At 55.0% G+C, this 16,857-nt stretch carries 13 protein-coding genes; 6 read left to right on the top strand and 7 right to left on the bottom strand.

Annotated elements, in window-relative coordinates:
• Positions 1-63: 63 nt before the first annotated feature.
• Entirely contained in the window at positions 64-1,239 is a 1,176-nt protein-coding gene (locus E1757_RS30490) for a galactokinase (protein WP_133235416.1), read from the bottom strand.
• Between the two features lie 249 nt (positions 1,240-1,488).
• Between E1757_RS30490 and E1757_RS30485 the strand changes: the two genes are divergently transcribed.
• Positions 1,489-2,355: an AraC family transcriptional regulator gene (locus E1757_RS30485; RefSeq protein WP_133235552.1), complete on the top strand. Its 867-nt coding sequence runs from the start codon at positions 1,489-1,491 to the stop codon at positions 2,353-2,355.
• On the opposite strand, the gene E1757_RS30480 is transcribed toward E1757_RS30485, so the two are convergent.
• Complete coding sequence (locus tag E1757_RS30480; RefSeq protein WP_246079652.1) at positions 2,352-4,499, bottom strand: sensor histidine kinase; 2,148 nt, start codon at positions 4,497-4,499, stop codon at positions 2,352-2,354. The genes E1757_RS30485 and E1757_RS30480 overlap by 4 nt on opposite strands.
• 109 nt (positions 4,500-4,608) lie before the next feature.
• On the opposite strand from E1757_RS30480, the gene E1757_RS30475 reads away from it, so the two are divergent.
• The gene (locus tag E1757_RS30475) at positions 4,609-5,307 is read left to right on the top strand and encodes a response regulator transcription factor (RefSeq protein WP_133235550.1); all 699 of its coding nucleotides are present in this window, start codon (positions 4,609-4,611) and stop codon (positions 5,305-5,307) included.
• A 12-nt stretch (positions 5,308-5,319) separates the two neighbouring features.
• On the opposite strand, the gene rluF is transcribed toward E1757_RS30475, so the two are convergent.
• Positions 5,320-6,021, bottom strand: coding sequence for a 23S rRNA pseudouridine(2604) synthase RluF (gene rluF / locus E1757_RS30470; RefSeq protein ID WP_133235412.1), 702 nt, complete (start codon positions 6,019-6,021; stop codon positions 5,320-5,322).
• 191 nt (positions 6,022-6,212) lie between these two features.
• Between rluF and E1757_RS30465 the strand changes: the two genes are divergently transcribed.
• Entirely contained in the window at positions 6,213-6,674 is a 462-nt protein-coding gene (locus tag E1757_RS30465; protein ID WP_133235410.1) for a hypothetical protein, read from the top strand.
• A 125-nt stretch (positions 6,675-6,799) separates the two neighbouring features.
• On the opposite strand, the gene E1757_RS30460 is transcribed toward E1757_RS30465, so the two are convergent.
• A complete protein-coding gene (locus E1757_RS30460) occupies positions 6,800-7,648 on the bottom strand; it encodes a helix-turn-helix transcriptional regulator (RefSeq protein ID WP_133235408.1) in 849 nt (282 codons plus the stop codon).
• Between the two features lie 257 nt (positions 7,649-7,905).
• Here E1757_RS30460 and E1757_RS30455 point away from each other — a divergent pair, with 257 nt between their 5' ends.
• Positions 7,906-9,405, top strand: coding sequence for a tagaturonate epimerase family protein (locus E1757_RS30455; protein ID WP_133235406.1), 1,500 nt, complete (start codon positions 7,906-7,908; stop codon positions 9,403-9,405).
• Between the two features lie 51 nt (positions 9,406-9,456).
• Positions 9,457-10,869 carry a glucuronate isomerase gene (gene uxaC / locus E1757_RS30450; RefSeq protein WP_133235404.1) on the top strand — a complete coding sequence of 471 codons (1,413 nt, stop codon included), beginning with the start codon at positions 9,457-9,459 and terminating at the stop codon, positions 10,867-10,869.
• Positions 10,870-11,204: 335 nt separating this feature from the next.
• Here the strand turns inward: uxaC and E1757_RS30445 are convergent, their stop codons facing one another.
• Together E1757_RS30445 and E1757_RS30440 are read right to left on the bottom strand one after the other, a co-directional pair.
• A complete protein-coding gene (locus tag E1757_RS30445; RefSeq protein WP_133235402.1) occupies positions 11,205-11,705 on the bottom strand; it encodes a DinB family protein in 501 nt (166 codons plus the stop codon).
• Positions 11,706-11,774: 69 nt separating this feature from the next.
• On the bottom strand, positions 11,775-12,734 hold the full coding sequence (locus tag E1757_RS30440) for a helix-turn-helix transcriptional regulator (protein ID WP_133235400.1): 960 nt from the start codon (positions 12,732-12,734) through the stop codon (positions 11,775-11,777).
• 252 nt (positions 12,735-12,986) lie between these two features.
• On the opposite strand from E1757_RS30440, the gene E1757_RS30435 reads away from it, so the two are divergent.
• Positions 12,987-15,146, top strand: coding sequence for a transglycosylase domain-containing protein (locus tag E1757_RS30435; RefSeq protein WP_246079651.1), 2,160 nt, complete (start codon positions 12,987-12,989; stop codon positions 15,144-15,146).
• Between the two features lie 365 nt (positions 15,147-15,511).
• Here the strand turns inward: E1757_RS30435 and E1757_RS30430 are convergent, their stop codons facing one another.
• On the bottom strand, positions 15,512-16,552 hold the full coding sequence (locus tag E1757_RS30430; protein ID WP_133235396.1) for a hypothetical protein: 1,041 nt from the start codon (positions 16,550-16,552) through the stop codon (positions 15,512-15,514).
• Positions 16,553-16,857: the final 305 nt, after the last annotated feature.

Genomic DNA, 16,857 nt, shown 5'->3' with positions numbered 1-16,857 from the left:
GGCATGCCGCTTCCATCGCATTTCCGGATGTTTCATGGCTGCCGCAACCTTTTATCATCATCGTTAGTTCGCCAGTTCCTTCACGCCGTCGCCAATTTCGCATACATAGAAATCGGCGCTCAAGCCGGTTCTCTCCCGGTAGGCAGCTCCTACCTGTTCTATGAAAGCCGCTATGCTATCCTGATGCACCAACGATACCGTACAGCCGCCGAAGCCCGCTCCGGTCATCCGCGAGCCCAGCACGCCGCGCACCTTCAGCGCTTCCTCCACCATGACGTCGAGCTCCAGGCAAGTTACCTCGTACAGATCGCGAAGCGAATTGTGGGAACCGACCATCAATTGCCCGAAGGCGGCCAAATCGTCGTTTTCCAGCACCTTCATCGACTGCAGCACACGATCGATTTCCTCAACGACATGCTGCGCCCGGTTGCGTACGATATCATCGGGAATGAGATGCTTCGCTCCATTGAACTGCTCCAGGCTGAGCTGTCCGAGCAGCGTCAGCTGCGGAAACTGTGCCTGAAGATAGGCTACCGCCCGCTCGCATTGCGACCTTCTTTCATTATAGGCCGAGTCGACCAGACCGCGTTTCTTGTTCGTATTGCCGATGACCAGCTTGTAATCGCCGCTGCGGAACGGCACATGCTTGTATTCGAGCGTATCGCACATCAGCAGAATCGCATGGTCCTCCTTCCCCACCGCCACCGCAAACTGATCCATAATGCCGCAGTTGACGCCCATGAATTCATTCTCGGCTTTTTGCGACAGCAGCGCGATCTGCACCTTGTCGGCCGGCTGCCCTTCCATCGTCAGCAGTCCGAATGCCGTTACGACTTCAATCGACGCCGAGGACGATAGTCCCGAGCCGTTAGGAATGGCGCCGCTGTATAAAATATCGTAGCCTCCTAGTGCAACGCCCCGTTCCCGCAGCTTGGCGACGATCCCTTTCGGATAATTGATCCAATCGTCGGCCGCGTCAAACGCAATATGCTGAATGGAAATATGTTTGTGCAGGTCAAAGTTGGTGGATGCGAAGCCGAGTTGATCGTCGCCGCGTTTGCGGATGAGCATCGTCGTGCCGAAGGTAAGCGCCGCCGGGAATACGTAGCCTCCGTTGTAATCCGTATGCTCGCCGATCAGGTTGACCCTGCCAGGCGCGTGAAATACGTGAACCGGGCCTGCGCCGCCCCGTCCGTAACGCTCTGTGAATGCTTGCTGCAATGCTTGTAAATCTGCCATGGATACACCGCCTCTACCAAAATGAAATGAGTTGCTATCGCCTTGGATGTAAGTCCTATCTTACTGTATAGTATAAGGCCGGGACGCTTATTCCGCTATGGAACGATGTAAGCAGTGCATGGATAAATGTCAGATTTACTGGTTGACGCCATGCCGGCATGGTATACTGGTTCCAATCATCCTGACGTTAAGAGCGGGATCAAGACGGCAATCGAATCGAAGACCGAAGAGATGGAAGGAGCGGGCAGCATGTCCGAAAGCACCGGCCGCAAGGACAGCTATTACGTCGTATCGAATCCGCAGACGACCGAGGACGAGCTGGTCGTCCTGTTCACAGGCAGCAGCCAGACAAAGCCCGGACATAAGCCCGGGCCGAAGGTGGTCGACTATTACTTGCTTCATCATATCTTGTCGGGCAAGGGCACTTATACGTGCCAGGGCGTGACGTACCGGCTCGGCCCCGGCGACAGCTTTCTGATCGAGCCGGGCAAGCTGATCAGCTATATAGCCGACGAGCAGGACCCGTGGCATTATTGCTGGCTTGCCTTCGAAGGGGAGCGGGCGTCCCGGCTGCTCCGCCAGATCGGCCTTTCCTCGCGCCGGCCGGTCGTACATACGGAGCCCGGTCGCAGTGTCGCCGAGTTGTACCGCCATGTACAGACCGCCTTTCAGGCGCGCGGTGCAGGCGCCAACCTGCAGGCGGTCGGCTGCCTCCATCTGCTGCTGGCCGAATATGCGGCCGCGCTGCAGCCGCAGCAGCAGAGCGACCCGCGGCAGGCGAGCCGCTCGGAGCACATCGTCCAGCAGGCCATCCAGTTTATGACCACGCAGTATGCCGAGCCGATCACCATGGAGCTGATGGCCGAAGCGCTCGGCTACAACCGCGCTTACTTGTCGACGCTGTTCAAAAAACAAACCGGTCTGACGCCGGTTTCCTTTCTATTGAAGCTGCGGACGGACAAAGCCCGCCTGCTGCTTAGAGAACGGCTCGAGCTGACCGTGGAGCAGATCGCTTCCTCGGTCGGCTTCCAGGACCCGCTTTATTTTTCCAAACAATTCAAGCGGCTATACGGCGTGTCGCCTACCGAGTACCGAAGCGCTATGAAGCAGCTTTAGGCCCGAACCCCGTCGCCCGGCGCCGGCTGCACGTTATGCAGGGGCAGCGCGAAGCTCAGGCATGCGCCCTGCCCGACCCGGCTTTCCGCCCAAATGCGCCCGCCGTGGAAGTCGATAATTTCCTTCGCGATAGCGAGCCCCAGGCCGCTGCCGCCTTCGGACGTATTGCGCGATTTGCTTTTTTTATAAAACCGGTCGAATATGTACGGCAAATCTTCCGGATCGATGCCTTCGCCGTTATCATGCACCCTCACCATCATAGTCGTGCTGTCGAGCACGAACTGCAGCCGGATCAAGCCGTCCTTTGGCGTATGCTTGGTCGCATTATAAACAATGTTCGTCAGCACCTGATCGATGCGGTCGAGATCGATTATGACCGCAGCGTCCGGCGGCTCCATGCGAGGCAGAATCGAAGCGTCCAGTCTGAAGCCGATTCCGGCGTTTTTCACCTCAAGCCCGTACCGTTCGCCATAATAGTCGACAAATTCGCCGATCGGCATGGCCCGCATCGAAAAATGAATTTGCCGCGCCTCCAGCTTCGACAGCTGAAACAAATCCGCGATCAGCCGGTTCAGCCCGTTAATCCGGTTCAAAATAAGGCGCAAGTAGTTATGCTGCTGCTTCGGATCGGTTACAACCTGATCGATCAGCGCCTCCACATAGCCTTGAATCAGCGTCATCGGCGTACCCAGGTCGTGGGATATATTGCTGAGCAAATGGCGTCGGGACGTTTCGAGCCGACCCAGATCCTCATTCATTTTCTCCAGCCGTCGATTCGATTTTTCAAGCTCGGACGTCCGTTCCCGAATTCTTTGCTCCAGTCCCATATTCAGCTCCCGAAGCTGGAACGATAACGATTCCACCGCCGCAAACGCCTTGAACGATTTCATGCTTATAATCAACGAGGTCATGAGAATCAGGAAAAAAAAGCCGAACGATGAATATCCGCCTGCGGAAATCCAACCGTTAAGCTGGGCTATATCCGCAAATATAGTAGTTGTAAACACAATATAGCCGATCAAGGCAAACGCGGCCCTATCCCGCTGACGAAATCTGGCCTTGATCAGACTGCCGAGCAAAATCAGGCCGATCAGCACGATCAACACTTGATACGCCAGCAGCGTCCATGTGTAAATCCGCGACGGGAGCAGTACGACTGTCACCAGACACAAGCACCCGAACCATTGGATTACCCGTACGGTCCTTTGTCCCAGTTCATGCGGGTACAGGCTTCGAAAAAAGAGTACGCCGATCGGCAAGCTGGAATAAAAGCAAATGTACTCCATACGCAGCCCCGCCTGCCACGGTATGCCCGGAAACAGCTGGTAGATCGCCTCTTGGCCAATAAATAATGCCCGCAGGGCGGCGATGAGGCAAAATAAGCCGAAATAGAGCGATGCCCGCTCCCTGATGCGGAACAAAAACAGCACGAAATGATAGCAGCCCATCAGGAAAAAACCGCCCCCGAGCGACATCTCCAGGGCGAGATGCCGATTATGACCGGCGCTCAGCTGCCCGGCTTCACCCAGCCGCAGCTCGCGCCACACGCCCCCCAGCCTGTGGTCGAAATTGGAAACCTGCAGCACAATATCAAGCGCCGTCACGCCCTCTTGCGGAAAGTAAACGATCTGCGGGCGGTATCCCGGCTTTGCCGTATCCGCGCTCGCGCCTACCGTTCCTGCCTGGGCCAGCTGCTTGCCGTTGACCCATAATTTAAATGCCGTCCGGACGACCGGCAATTCCAACGCCAGTACGCCGGAGCGAGTATCCAGCAGCACGCGCAGATGAAAGGTGGCGCTTCCACTGCCGGAAAGCGCCTGCGCTTGACCGGCCGGCCGGTAACCGTTCCAGGAGCGGGGAAGCGGGATCCATTCCCGCCCTGCTCCTCCCGCGCTCAATGGAGCGGCTTCCTCCGGACCGAGCAGCCGGTCCCAATAGAAATCCCACTCGCCGCTCAGCGGGACGATCCCCGCTCCGGCGAAGTCCCAATCGCGCAGGTCGATTGTGCCCTGCACCGCTTCCGGCGCCGGGTGGCGCGGTTTGTCCGGCGCACCGGAAAACCCGCTGCAACCGCTTAATAAAAGGATAGCGAAAATAAGCGCGATCCATATATAATAAAGGTGTGTTTTGGGAATCAATACCACTTTCTTTCTTGCAAAGATTGATTTATTCTTTCACATAGTATCGCAACTTGGAAGATTTGGGAACTAAGCGAAGCAAACAAGACAGCATTGAAGGGGGTTCTTATAATTGATGTCAGGGGAAAAAATATTGATCGTCGACGATGAGCCGGAAATTGTCGAACTCATCCGGTTATATTTGGTCAGAGAAGGCTATGAAGTATGGAGCACGGACAATGGACCCCAGGCATTCGAATATATGGAGCAGTTCGCTCCGGATCTCGTCATCTTGGACATTTTGCTTCCCGGTATGGACGGCATTGAAATTTGCCGGCAGCTGCGGAAATCATACAGCATCCCGATTTTGTTTATCAGCTGTAAAACCGAGGATATGGACATTATTTTGGGCTTGAGCATCGGCGGCGACGACTATGTGACCAAGCCTTTCAGCCCGGGCCAGCTCGTGGCCCGTGTGAAGGCCCATTTGCGCCGCAAACAGCAGTCCGAGCAGCAGAAGGAAGAGTTGCGTCAGCTCACCTTCCCGGGCCTGGATATCGATCTGCTCACGAGAAACGTATGGATGGGCGGATCGCTCGTTCCCCTTTCCTCCAAAGAGTTCGATCTGCTCGCGCTGCTCGCCAAAAAGCCGAACCGTGTCGTGCCGATTCAGCATCTTTATAAGGAAGCGTGGGGAGTGGACAGCAACGGCGATACCCGTACATTGCTCGTCCATATCAGTAATCTGCGTAAAAAGATTGAGAAAGATCCCGCCGAGCCGGCCTATATCCATACCGTGCGGGGAGTCGGCTACAAATTCAACAGCCCTTTATAGCCGGCTTCTCCCTCACCGCCGGTCGTGAGAGATCCGCTGCAGCAGCTCGTCCAGCTCCTGCTTCGATAAATCGCGCCATTGTCCGGTCGCAAGCTCGCCAAGCTTGATGTTCATGATGCGCACCCGCTTCAGCCTCCGCACCTCGTAGCCGAAAGCGGCGCACATCCGGCGAATTTGGCGGTTCAGCCCCTGGGTCAATACAATCCGAAATACCCGTTCCCCAAGCCGGTGCATTTGACAAGGGTTCGTTATCGTGCCCAGGATGCGAACCCCGCCGGCCATTCCTTCCAAAAACATCGGCGAAATCGGCCTGTCTACGGTTACGATATATTCCTTCTCGTGATCGTTCTCCGCCCGCAATATTTTATTCACGATATCTCCGTCATTGGTCAATAAAATAAGACCTTCCGAATCTTTGTCCAACCGGCCGATCGGAAAGATCCGCTCCTTATGGCCGACAAAATCGACGATGTTGCCGCGCACATGAAGCTCCGTCGTGCTTGTGATGCCAACCGGCTTGTTCAGGGCGATATAGACGCCGGGTTTTTTGGCGCTGACCGGCCGGTCATCCACGCGCACCTCGTCTCCGTCCCCGACCTGACTGCCCAGCTCGGCCAGCCGGCCATTAATCGTAACCCGGCCCGCTTCCACCAATTTATCCACTTCGCGTCGCGAACAGAAGCCCGTTTCGCTAATAAATTTATTAATTCTCATGTCCGTCACTCCGCTTATCCGAATACTGCTCCTAGTATACCACGACGTCCGGCCGCAGCAAAAAAAAAGACCATATATGTCCGTCAAACTGCCGGTTCAAATTGCCCGCAGTCGGTTAATAATGATTACCCGAGCAAGTACGGGTCATGCAGCGGCATGCCCAGACCACAACCTTAAGGAGTGTGAAGGCAATGACACGCAAAAAAACGTATCGAACCGTAACCCGCCCCTTTAACCATGTCCATTCGACGTTGACGGCACTTGGCTTTACTCAGACGGCCACAAAGGACGGCTGCTGCTATGCGCTGACCTTCCGCGATCCGCGGACGGATCAACAGTATATGTTCGGCATACCGACCCGTACCGCCGACAACGGATGGACCGAAGTGCTTTTGCATGAAGCCGCTTTCAAGGACAAGGGCGAAATTCCCTCATCGGCGATGGAAATCGCGGTAAGCGTGATGATGGAGACGAAGCAGTATTTGTCCAGCCATGAACCGAAGCCGGCGAGCATTCCGATCGAAATTGCCCAAAACGGCAGGATGGCCTCCAACAATGCCTCCGAGCTCAAGCGGCTCGGCAAAGAAATGGCGAATATGCCGACCAACGCTCAGGTCATTGAGAACGGAATGGTCCCGGATCCGATCCAATAACCTCATCTTTTTACGAATATTGTAGGAAAACCCGGAAGCCCCGGCCTGTCTGCTGCAGCGGCATGCACGGGGCTTTGTGCGGTAATGTATCCGTATACACGGTTTCAAACGCCAGCCTGAGCCCGTTAGCGCTGATGTTTCCGGTATTCGTGGGGCGTCTGCTTGCTCAGTTTTTTAAACATGCGTCCGAAATGCGCGATATTTTCAAAGCCCACCGCATCGGCGATATCGATAATTTTCCGGTCCGTCTCTCGCAGCAGCTTCTGCGCCTCTCGGATGCGCGTCATATTGACGTATTCGATGAACGTAAATCCCGTGATTTCCTTAAATGTTCGGCTCATGTAATACGGGCTCATATAAAATTGCTCGGACATCCCGGAAAGCGTCATCGGCTGCTGATAGTGGCAGTTAATATGTTGCACGATTTCGGAGATCTTTTTATGCAGCGGGCTCGCATGTTCGAACACGACGGCATCGTTGCGCTCCGCGTAACGGCTGGAAAACAGCAGCAGCTCCACGAGCAGCAGCCTGATGTAGGTTTCGAAGCCGGTCGCCTTCTCCTTCAGCTCTTTATGCAGCTTGCCGATAATCGTCTGCGTAAATATTTGATCCTGCAGCTTTAGGCTCAGCACATGCGCCGGTTGGCGGAACACATTGAACAACGACGGATCGGACAACGGATGATCCTTGCCGATAAACGTATCGCTGAAATTAATAACGACCCGTTCATGGCCAGGCTGCCCGACATCGGATGTTTTATGCACATCGTGGCGGTTTATAAAAACAAGATCCCCCGGGGAAATCAAATAGGTGCGGTCCTTAATAAAATAGGCGCGCTGCCCGGACAATAAATAATAAATTTCGTATGTCCCGTGGAAATGATTCGTCCGCTCGAACGGCTCCGTCCGCTTAATATGCTGCATGTAAAAGTCGCCTTCCTCGGACCCGTAGGTAAGGGAGACCGTCTCACTCATGCTGATCCACCAGCTTTCCTTTACATTTTGGCCTTAAACCACGATTGCACACGTTAACAATGCATGCTATGATGAACCTTGAAAGCATACTCATCGAACGAGTCTTATCTCACCTCTTCATTATCTATTGTAGCAGAGAAGGAGGCGGTTTCATAGCAAGATACGCATGTAAAAGTGCAAAATGGACAAAATAGGCGAAGAAACTGGTATGATTTTGCGTTATGATTGAGGTATCAATGTTGAGGAGGCTTTATTCAATGAGTAAATTTCAAGCGATTGCCGAAGCTATGAAACAAGGCGACGTAACCGGTATTATTGCAACAGACAATGTAAAAGTGTATCCGCATTCATTCGCGCAATCAGGTGACGTTACACTGTTAATGGTTAAAGCTGACAACGCCAAATACATTCTCGCAACAGGCGAGGGCCCATTGTTTGACGAATTGCATGGCGATAACAACAATGGAGTTAAATTATGCCCGCTCGTGACCGCCAACCGCTTGGTTTTAAATAAATATTTCGACTACACTGTGCCCCGCGCGTTCGGTACGCAGGTGGCAACCATCGGTCTGGGCGACCGTCTGGGCATCGCTTCTCCCGGACATATCAAAACCGTAGCCGGCAAAGACGTCCGCCCTATTTTGGCACAGCAAAGCATCCGCGAAATTACGCTGACCAACCGCGATTACAACGATGTCCTTAACGGAGCGGTGTTTGCCGTGTTCCAGGAAGGCTACAAAGACGGCTTTGGCGCCGACGGCGACCATCTGAAGGTCGAAGCCGATATTAAAATGTCGCTCGATCTCGGCTTCACCATGATTACGCTTGACTGCTCCGAGAAAATCGACAACAGCGTAGAACAAATTTCCGCATCCGAGCGCGAAGCGAAGTATAACCTGCTGCCGGAAGCGACACGTAGCCACTACGAGTCCCGCTACCTGAACCAACAGTTTGAAGTAGCCGGCAATTCGATTGCGTTCAACAAAGAAAATTTGCAGGAAATCGTGCTCGTCTACGGCGCAGCGATCGATTTCATGGAGCATATTTTCGTCACGTACATCAAAAACCTGGGACGCGATGTAGACTTCGAAATTTCGATTGACGAAACGCCGTCGCCGACCGCTCCCGAAGCGCATTTCCTGATCGCCAAAGAATTGTACAGCCGCGGCGTTACCGTGTACAGTATGGCTCCGAGATTTATCGGCGAGTTCCAGAAAGGGATCGATTACATCGGCGACATTGTGCAGTTCGAGAAAGAAATGGTCATCCATGCGGGTCTGGCCGACGATTTCGGATACAAGCTCAGCATCCATTCCGGCAGCGACAAGTTCAGCGTATTCCCGATTATCGGCAAATACACGAAAGGCCGTTTCCACGTGAAAACCGCCGGAACCAACTGGCTGGAGGCGGTAAGAACCGTCGCCAAGGTAAAGCCGGACTTGTACCGCAGAATGCATCAATATGCATTGGAGCATTTCCAGGAGGCGGCCGCTTATTACCATGTAACGACCGATTTGAGCAAAATCGTGCCGCTCGATCAAGTGAAAGACGCCGATTTGGCCGATACGTACATGAATGAGGATAACGCGCGCCAATTGATTCATATTACTTACGGAATTTTGCTGCAGGCGAAGGACGCTCAGGGCAATTCGCTGTTCGCGGACGAATTTTTCCGCACGTTGAGCGAAGAAGAGGAAGCTTATGAGCAATCGCTCATTTCCCACATCGGCAAACATATCCGGCTGCTCGGCAAATAATCGTTTTTCAACATAACCGAACTATATTTTTAATTGGGTGGTGCACATTTTATGAAAAAGTTTTTGGACGACAACTTCCTATTGTCCAACGAAACGGCCAAACGTCTGTACAACGACTACGCAAAGCAAATGCCGATCATCGATTATCATTGTCATTTAAGTCCGCAGGAAATTTACGAAAATAAAACGTTCAAAAATATTACCGAAGCCTGGCTGTACGGCGACCATTACAAATGGAGAGTTATGAGAGCGAACGGCGTGGAAGAAAAATACGTGACCGGCGGCGAAGGCGCAAGCGACTACGACCGCTTCCTGGAATGGGCCAGAACGGTTCCGGAAACGATCGGCAACGCGCTATATCATTGGTCCCACCTGGAGCTGCAGCGCTTTTTCGGCGTATACGACCTGATCAGCGAGAAAACAGCGCCTGCCATCTGGGAAAAGGTGAACGCCCAATTGAGCGGCGAAGGCTTCGGTGCGAGAGACTTGATCAAAAAATCGAACGTGCGCGTCATCTGCACCACCGACGACCCTACCGATTCATTGGAATATCATATTAAAATTAAAGAGCTCCCCGATTTCGACGTCGATGTGCTGCCTTCGTTCCGTCCCGACAAAGGGCTTGAAATCAACCGCGCCACTTACTTGCCGTGGATTGACAAGCTGGGTGAAGTATACGGTGAAAAAATCGGCAGCTACGACACGTTGTTGGCGGCTCTCGAGTCCCGGATCCGTTTCTTCCACTCGATCGGCGGCAAAGTGTCTGACCACGCGCTGGATTATGTCGCTTATGCCGACACGACCAAAGAAGAAGCTGCCGCTATTTTCGAAAAAGCATTGCAAGGCAACGGCGTTACATTGGAAGAAGAAATGAAGTACAAAACGTATACATTGGTATTCATGGGTAAGCTGTATGCCGAGCTCGGCTGGTCGATGCAGTTCCATATCAATGCCCACCGCAACAACAATACCCGGATGTTCAATCAAATCGGCCCGGATACCGGATTCGATACGATCAATGACAACCCGGTCGCTTACCCGATCGTAAAGCTGCTCGATGCGCTTGATGCAGAAGACAAGCTGCCGAAAACGATCCTGTACTCCTTGAATCCTAAGGACAACTATGTGCTCGGTTCCATTATCGGCGCGTTCCAGGGCGGAGGCATTCCAGGCAAAGTCCAGCTGGGTGCGGCCTGGTGGTTCCTCGATACGATCGACGGCATGCTGGCGCAAATGAAAGCATTGGCTAATCTGGGCTTGCTGAGCCGTTTCGTCGGCATGCTGACCGACTCCAGAAGCTTCCTGTCGTACACGCGTCATGAATATTTCAGAAGACTGCTGTGCGATATGATCGGGCAATGGGTGGAAAGCGGAGAAGCTCCGGACGATATGGAGATGCTGGGGCGTATGGTGCAGAACATTTCATTCAACAATGCCAACCAATATTTCGGCTTCGGTAAATAAACTGAGTCCCCCTAAAGTGACGTGGTGCTCTGAAGCCGATTTCGGTTAGGGGCGCACGGTTATCCAAGATAGCCGCGAATCATGTCCTGAAGTAAGAAAACCTCTATCGAGGCCATTCAAGGATGAGCGACCGCGATTTAAATGTAGGTTTTCTTGAAATATCGGAATTGTTCAGCTTCGCTGAAAACTTATAAATTCGGATATTATAAAAAAAAGGCCATCCTTCGTCATTTGACGTCGGACGGCCTTTTTCATATGGCGGAAACGGGCGCTGCGCGTCGCCCGGCGACGGATGGCGGAGCCGATCGGGATGCCCGTATGAGCTCCGTCCCGCGCTAGACAAGCGGCTGCATCCCGCGCTCGATCCAATCCTCGCGGGTCGGCCCGTAAAAATCTGGTACACGCAGCCCCGCCTGGCGCATAAGCACCGTCATTTGACCGCGGTGATGCGCCTGATGCAGGATCAGCAAATGCAGCGTCAGGCCGTTCGGCCAATCTTCGCCGTACAGATTAACGACGCGGGCCAAATCGCTGTCCGTCCACTGGCTCTGGACGGCGTCCAGCATCGCCGCGCCAACCTGACGGTACGCCTCGGCGATCGCAGCGGCGGAGGCCGGAGCGGGCGCGTCATCCGCCGGAGCGGCAAATTCGAGCCCGGTTCGCGACAGCATTTCATGCAAAGTAATAACCAGATGCCAGGCAAGCTGCCCCAGGCTGCGGTGCTCCGCAGTGACGGTTTGATTTAAAGACGCATCGGTTAAGCGCTCCATAACGCGCCGGGTAGCGGCAAATTCCTGCTTCCAGGTCGACTCAAATTCAGATACGGTTTTGAACATAACAACGATCTGCCTCCTTCTATCGATTCAGGTTTACTCCTTTATCATAAACGAACAACCCTGACAGCATTATGTCAAGGTTGCGAATCGGGTTTCATACAGCTTTACAATTTTTCGGGCTTCCTCCACCACCGCGTCCCTGACGGAAGCCGGCTCCAATATTTGGAGATCGGCGCCGTAAGCAAGCAGCATCCGGTACAGCCACGGTTCTTCCGGCTGAACGGAAGTCACAAGCAGCGTGCCATCGGGCTGAGTCGCAATCTGCTCCGGTTGAAAGTAGTCCTGCAGCCTCGGTTTGAGTCGCGGGCTGGCGAGCAGCACAAGCTTGATCAGCTCCCGGTCTTCCCGATTGCGGCCCTGGCGGTAATCCAGCTGCTCCAACGTTTTCTCACGGCGCACGAACGTTTCCGGCAAAATGGTCAGCCGTTCGATCCGCGACAGTCGAAATACCCGAAAATCGTCGCGCAGCCTGCAGTAACCGTGCAAGTACCATACATAACCTTTCAGCACGACGCCTATCGGTTCACACAGCCGCTCCAACGTCTCCCCTTGCGAGCTCGTATACGCGAAGCTTGCCAATTGCGTCTCCCGGATCGCCGTCCGCAGCATGCTCAGTTTTTCCTTATCGGCTTGGCCGCCCTGCCACGGATTCAAGTCAATCATCATCTGCTGACTCATGGCGTCCACCGCACTATGCTCGGTACGCGCAATTAACGTCCCAACCTTGTCCATCAAACTGCCGATATCCATCTCCTCGAACGTGGAACGCACGCCGCGCAGCGCTATAATAATCGACTGCAGCTCGTCGAGCGATAGAAATTGCCGTTCCAGCCGGTACTGATCCATAATTTCATATCCGCCCGACGCCCCGGCGAACGAAACGATCGGTATGCCCGCCTGATTCAAGCTTTCCAAATCGCGGTAAATGGTACGCAAAGAAACCTCGAACCGTTCGGCGAGCTCGGCGGCGCCGACCCGTTTGCGGTTCAGCAGCAGCATCGTAATCGCCAGCAAGCGATCCAGCTTCATCGGTTTTCCTCCCTATTCGCCTTGCGCCGACCGAACCGGCCGCGCAAGCTGATGTTTAGTTATTCCGCTTGCTTATTACTTCGATCCGCGAGGGCTGTTTTCCTTGTACATAGTCGACATCGGGACAACGCTTCGCGAAAATTACAGGCTGTTTGCGGCAATGCTCTCTAAAAACCGGGTCGGGCTACGAATACATTAGCATAAGCCAAAATGAACAGAGCGATGCGGCATCATGCAGGGGTGGCATTATTGATGAACAGAGAACCGAATAAAGAATGGAATCGAAACCGAATGACAACGGCCCGACCCGGACCAAGCGGACTGCCGCCGAAACCGGACGCCAAGCCGAACGTTGCGGACCGTACAGCGCCGACAGCACGACAATCCGGATTCAAACAACGGCTCAAGGCATTGAATAAAAAGCGTACTTGGCTGTGGTTGGGCGGCACGCTGCTGCTGTCGGGGCTGATCCTGACAAGCGCGGCCGCGCTGTGGATCCGGACGCTCGACATCAGCAAGCTGGAGCACCCGCTGCCGGAGCCGACCTTGATCATGGACCGCGGCGGCAAGCCGGCTTCCCAGCTGTCTTCGTCACGCATAATTCCTGTGCCGATTGAACAAATTCCGCTGGAGCTGCGCAACGCCGTTATCGCGGTGGAGGATCAGCGCTTTTATGAGCATGCGGGCATCGATCTTTGGTCAATCGGACGGGCGCTGCTCCGCGATCTGCGTTCCGGCTCGCTGCAGGAAGGCGGCAGCACGCTGACACAGCAGCTGGCCAAAAATATGTTCCTGCAGTCCGACAAAACGTTAAGCCGCAAGCTGAAGGAAGCCGGCTACGCGCTCAAAATCAATCTTACGTACAGCAAGGATGAAATTTTGGAACTGTACTTGAACAGCATTTATTTTGGCGAAGGCCGCTGGGGCGTAGAGGGCGCGGCCCAGGAATATTTCGCCAAGCCTGTGCAGGAGCTTACGCTTGAGGAGTCGGCACTGATCGCCGCGCTGCCCAAGGCGCCGACAGCTTATTCGCCGGCTAAGCATAAGGACAAGGCGCTGGAACGCCGCAATCTGGTGCTCAGACTGATGAAAGAGCAGCAGTTTATAAGCGAGGCGGCTTATAACGAAGCAACGGCGAAACCGATCATGCTGAAACAAAACAGTCAGGAATCGCTCAAAGGCAAATTCCCTTCCTACGTCGATTACGTCATCCAGGAAGCTGCCGATTTGTATGGCTTCACCGAGGAGCAGGTACTAACTTCGGGACTGCGCATATATACCGAGCTGGACCCGCAGGTGCAGCAGGCGATGCAGGAGGTATACGCGAACGACAGCCTGTTCCCGGAAAGCAAGCCCGACCAGCTGATGCAGAGCGGCGGAGTCATTCTCGATCACCGCACCGGCGGCATCCGGGCGATGGTCGGCGCACGAGGGCCGCAGGTATACCGCGGCTTCAATCATGCGACGCAGCTGCGACGCCAGCCGGGCTCTTCGTTCAAGCCGCTCGCGGTGTACGGCCCGGCGCTCGAGCGCGGCTATAACGCAAGCTCCCCGCTGTACGACGGGGAGCTGAATATCGCGGGCTACCAGCCCAGAGACTGGGATGGGCGGACGCGCGGACAGGTGACGCTGCAGGAGGCGCTCCTCCGTTCATGGAACATTCCCGCCGTCTGGCTGCTGAACGAAATCGGCATCGACGCGGGCATCGATTTCGTCCGCCGGTCGGGGATTGCGCTGCCGCAGGCCGACCGCAGCTTGAGCATTGCCCTCGGCGGCTTGTCCGAGGGCGTGTCGCCGCTGCAGATGGCCCAGGCTTACAGCGCCATCGCCAACCTCGGCGTGCTGCAGCCGGCGCACGTCATCGTCAAGGTGACGACCAAGGACGGTCTCCCCTTGGTCGAAGCCCAGCCGCAGCCTGCGAAGGTGACGCAGCCTGCGGTCGCATACAGCCTGACTCTGCTCCTGCAGGAGGTCGTCAAATCAGGCGGAGGCCAGGCCGCCGCGCTGGGGCGGCCAGCTGCGGGCAAGTCGGGCACGACCCAGCTCCCCGCCACCAAGGAATTTGCCGACATCGGAACGAGCGGCTCCAAGGATGCATGGTTCGTCGGCTACACGCCCGAGCTGACCGCAGCCATCTGGCTCGGCTACGACCAGACGGACCGTAATCATTATTTGACCACTTCAGGCGGGGCGGTGCCGGCGACCCTTTTCCGTGAAGTAATGGGCCGCGCTTTGCGCGATACGCCCGCTGTTCCGTTTCCGGTGCCGCTCGACTACACGCAGCGCAACCCGGTGCCCGCGAGCGAGCCCCAACAGCAGGAGAGGGATCAAGGCAAGCCGGAAAAAGGCAAGAAGAACAATACCGATATCCGCGAATGGATTAAAAACAAAGGCAAAAAAAATCACGATTGAACCGCAAACAACCCGCTCGGAACGGCATATCAGCCAATCCCTGGCGGGTTGTTTGCGCTAAAGAAAGTACAGACATAGCGAGAACCGGTTTGTGCGCGCGTCCCTCCCGGCGCTCGCAGAGGTACGCTGCATGGCCGCGATGTCTCCCGGACGCTTTTGCTTCTTGCGGCACCGGAGCGGCGAACGTTAGGTGACGGCTTGTATCATACACTTTCCCTCACCGAACTGCCGCCGGCGAAGCTACGCAGTGATCCGTTCCGCGGCGCTGGGCTTACGGCAGAGCGACGGCATTTCCGCCGGCTCGCTATTCACACCGTTCACCTTCGGGAACTGCCGCTCGCAACGCCGTGAAGCCCGGCAAGCGGCTAGTCATCTTCGCGGTCATGGCCTTTGCCATGACCCGCTTTTTTATCCCGTTCTTTACCTTTTTCATCATCCTTGGTTTTTTCTTCTTTTTGTTTATTTTTATTTTTCTCCTGCACATTCCCTTTCCCCTGATCGGAGGAAAGTGCCGGGGCGGAAGCATCCCGCCATTTAACATCCATCTTCCATTCCGGCTTCGACTCGTTCACTTGGAACTCGTCTGCGATTTTTTGCTTCAGCGCCTGCTCGAATGCCTGCCGTTCTGTCGGCAGCCCTTTCAGCAGCAGTTGAATGAACGGCTCCGCCGACGGACCGGTCAAATGCATAACCGTACGGTCCTTCGCCTGCACATACAGCTCGCTGCCGCTTTTTCCCGGCGCGGACGGGTCCAGCTTGATCCGCAGCTGCAGCTCCCGGCTCTTCCATTCCATCGCCAGCTTATCGATAGCTTTGCCGGACGAAGCGGAATTCGCAGACGCGACCGACTGCTCTTTGGGTGCTGCAGAAACTTGACCCGCCGTCAGTGTCGAGGTATTTCTTTGCAGCTGCGTAGCGGATGCCGATCCGGCTGCAGCCGCATTCGACTGCGCTTCCGAGGCGGGCGCCGGCGGTCCCGACGGCACGCCTCCCGACACATCCGTCGGAGCCGGCGTCCCTTCGGACGCCGCTTTCCCCTCAGCCGGGGAGCCGCCCTGCGCCGGGCTTTGCGGCTGCGCAGCCGTCTGCGGGCTGGAAGCTTTTATATACGCCGCCTGCTCCTTGCTGTTCAATATCAAATCGAGCGAATCGCCCGGCTGCAGCTCATCGAGCTTTGATTTTTGCATATTGCGGTATACCCAGGCTGTCGCCGACAGCGAATATACGGTTTCTTTACCGTCCGCCATAATAACGATTTTTTTGGCTCCATCCTCCAGCCGTACGAAGCTCCCCTTCGATTCCTTCGATTGTTCGGCGGAAGCCGGGCTGTCGTTAAAAGCCGTCACCCCGTAAGCGACCAGACTGATACATAAACACCCGATAACGATCCATGTCCACTTTTTCATATAGTCCCCTCCTCGTATAATCAGTTTAGAAGCTCATTTTGAGCGAATTTCCAGTTGATCCGGACAACGGGAAAGAGCCTAAATGAATTTCCAATATATAAGTGATGGTGGCACCTCTACTTGATGGGGGATGTGGGCGTAGCCGAACCCGTACCGCAGCCCGAAGGGCGAGGAACGGAAGTCGGGGAAGCGAAGCCTTCTTCCTTCCACTCCAATCGATCCGGACGATCAGAGAGCCCCACCTTCACTTGGAGAAAGCCCCGGTTTCCTCGTCCACATGGTTTTGTTTCACCCCGTTTTACCCC

The sequence above is a fragment of the Paenibacillus piri genome (assembly GCF_004354045.1).
Classification (GTDB): Bacteria; Bacillota; Bacilli; order Paenibacillales; family NBRC-103111; genus Paenibacillus_S; species Paenibacillus_S piri.
This window is presented reverse-complemented; position numbering and strand designations above follow the sequence as displayed.

Coding starts and splice junctions, on each gene's coding strand:
- E1757_RS30490 (WP_133235416.1), bottom strand. CDS start 1,239: ATGGCAGATTTACAAGCATTGCAGCAAGCATTCACAGAGCGTTACGGA.
- E1757_RS30485 (WP_133235552.1), top strand. CDS start 1,489: ATGTCCGAAAGCACCGGCCGCAAGGACAGCTATTACGTCGTATCGAAT.
- E1757_RS30475 (WP_133235550.1), top strand. CDS start 4,609: ATGTCAGGGGAAAAAATATTGATCGTCGACGATGAGCCGGAAATTGTC.
- rluF (WP_133235412.1), bottom strand. CDS start 6,021: ATGAGAATTAATAAATTTATTAGCGAAACGGGCTTCTGTTCGCGACGC.
- E1757_RS30465 (WP_133235410.1), top strand. CDS start 6,213: ATGACACGCAAAAAAACGTATCGAACCGTAACCCGCCCCTTTAACCAT.
- E1757_RS30460 (WP_133235408.1), bottom strand. CDS start 7,648: ATGAGTGAGACGGTCTCCCTTACCTACGGGTCCGAGGAAGGCGACTTT.
- E1757_RS30455 (WP_133235406.1), top strand. CDS start 7,906: ATGAGTAAATTTCAAGCGATTGCCGAAGCTATGAAACAAGGCGACGTA.
- uxaC (WP_133235404.1), top strand. CDS start 9,457: ATGAAAAAGTTTTTGGACGACAACTTCCTATTGTCCAACGAAACGGCC.
- E1757_RS30445 (WP_133235402.1), bottom strand. CDS start 11,705: ATGTTCAAAACCGTATCTGAATTTGAGTCGACCTGGAAGCAGGAATTT.
- E1757_RS30440 (WP_133235400.1), bottom strand. CDS start 12,734: ATGAAGCTGGATCGCTTGCTGGCGATTACGATGCTGCTGCTGAACCGC.
- E1757_RS30435 (WP_246079651.1), top strand. CDS start 12,987: ATGAACAGAGAACCGAATAAAGAATGGAATCGAAACCGAATGACAACG.
- E1757_RS30430 (WP_133235396.1), bottom strand. CDS start 16,552: ATGAAAAAGTGGACATGGATCGTTATCGGGTGTTTATGTATCAGTCTG.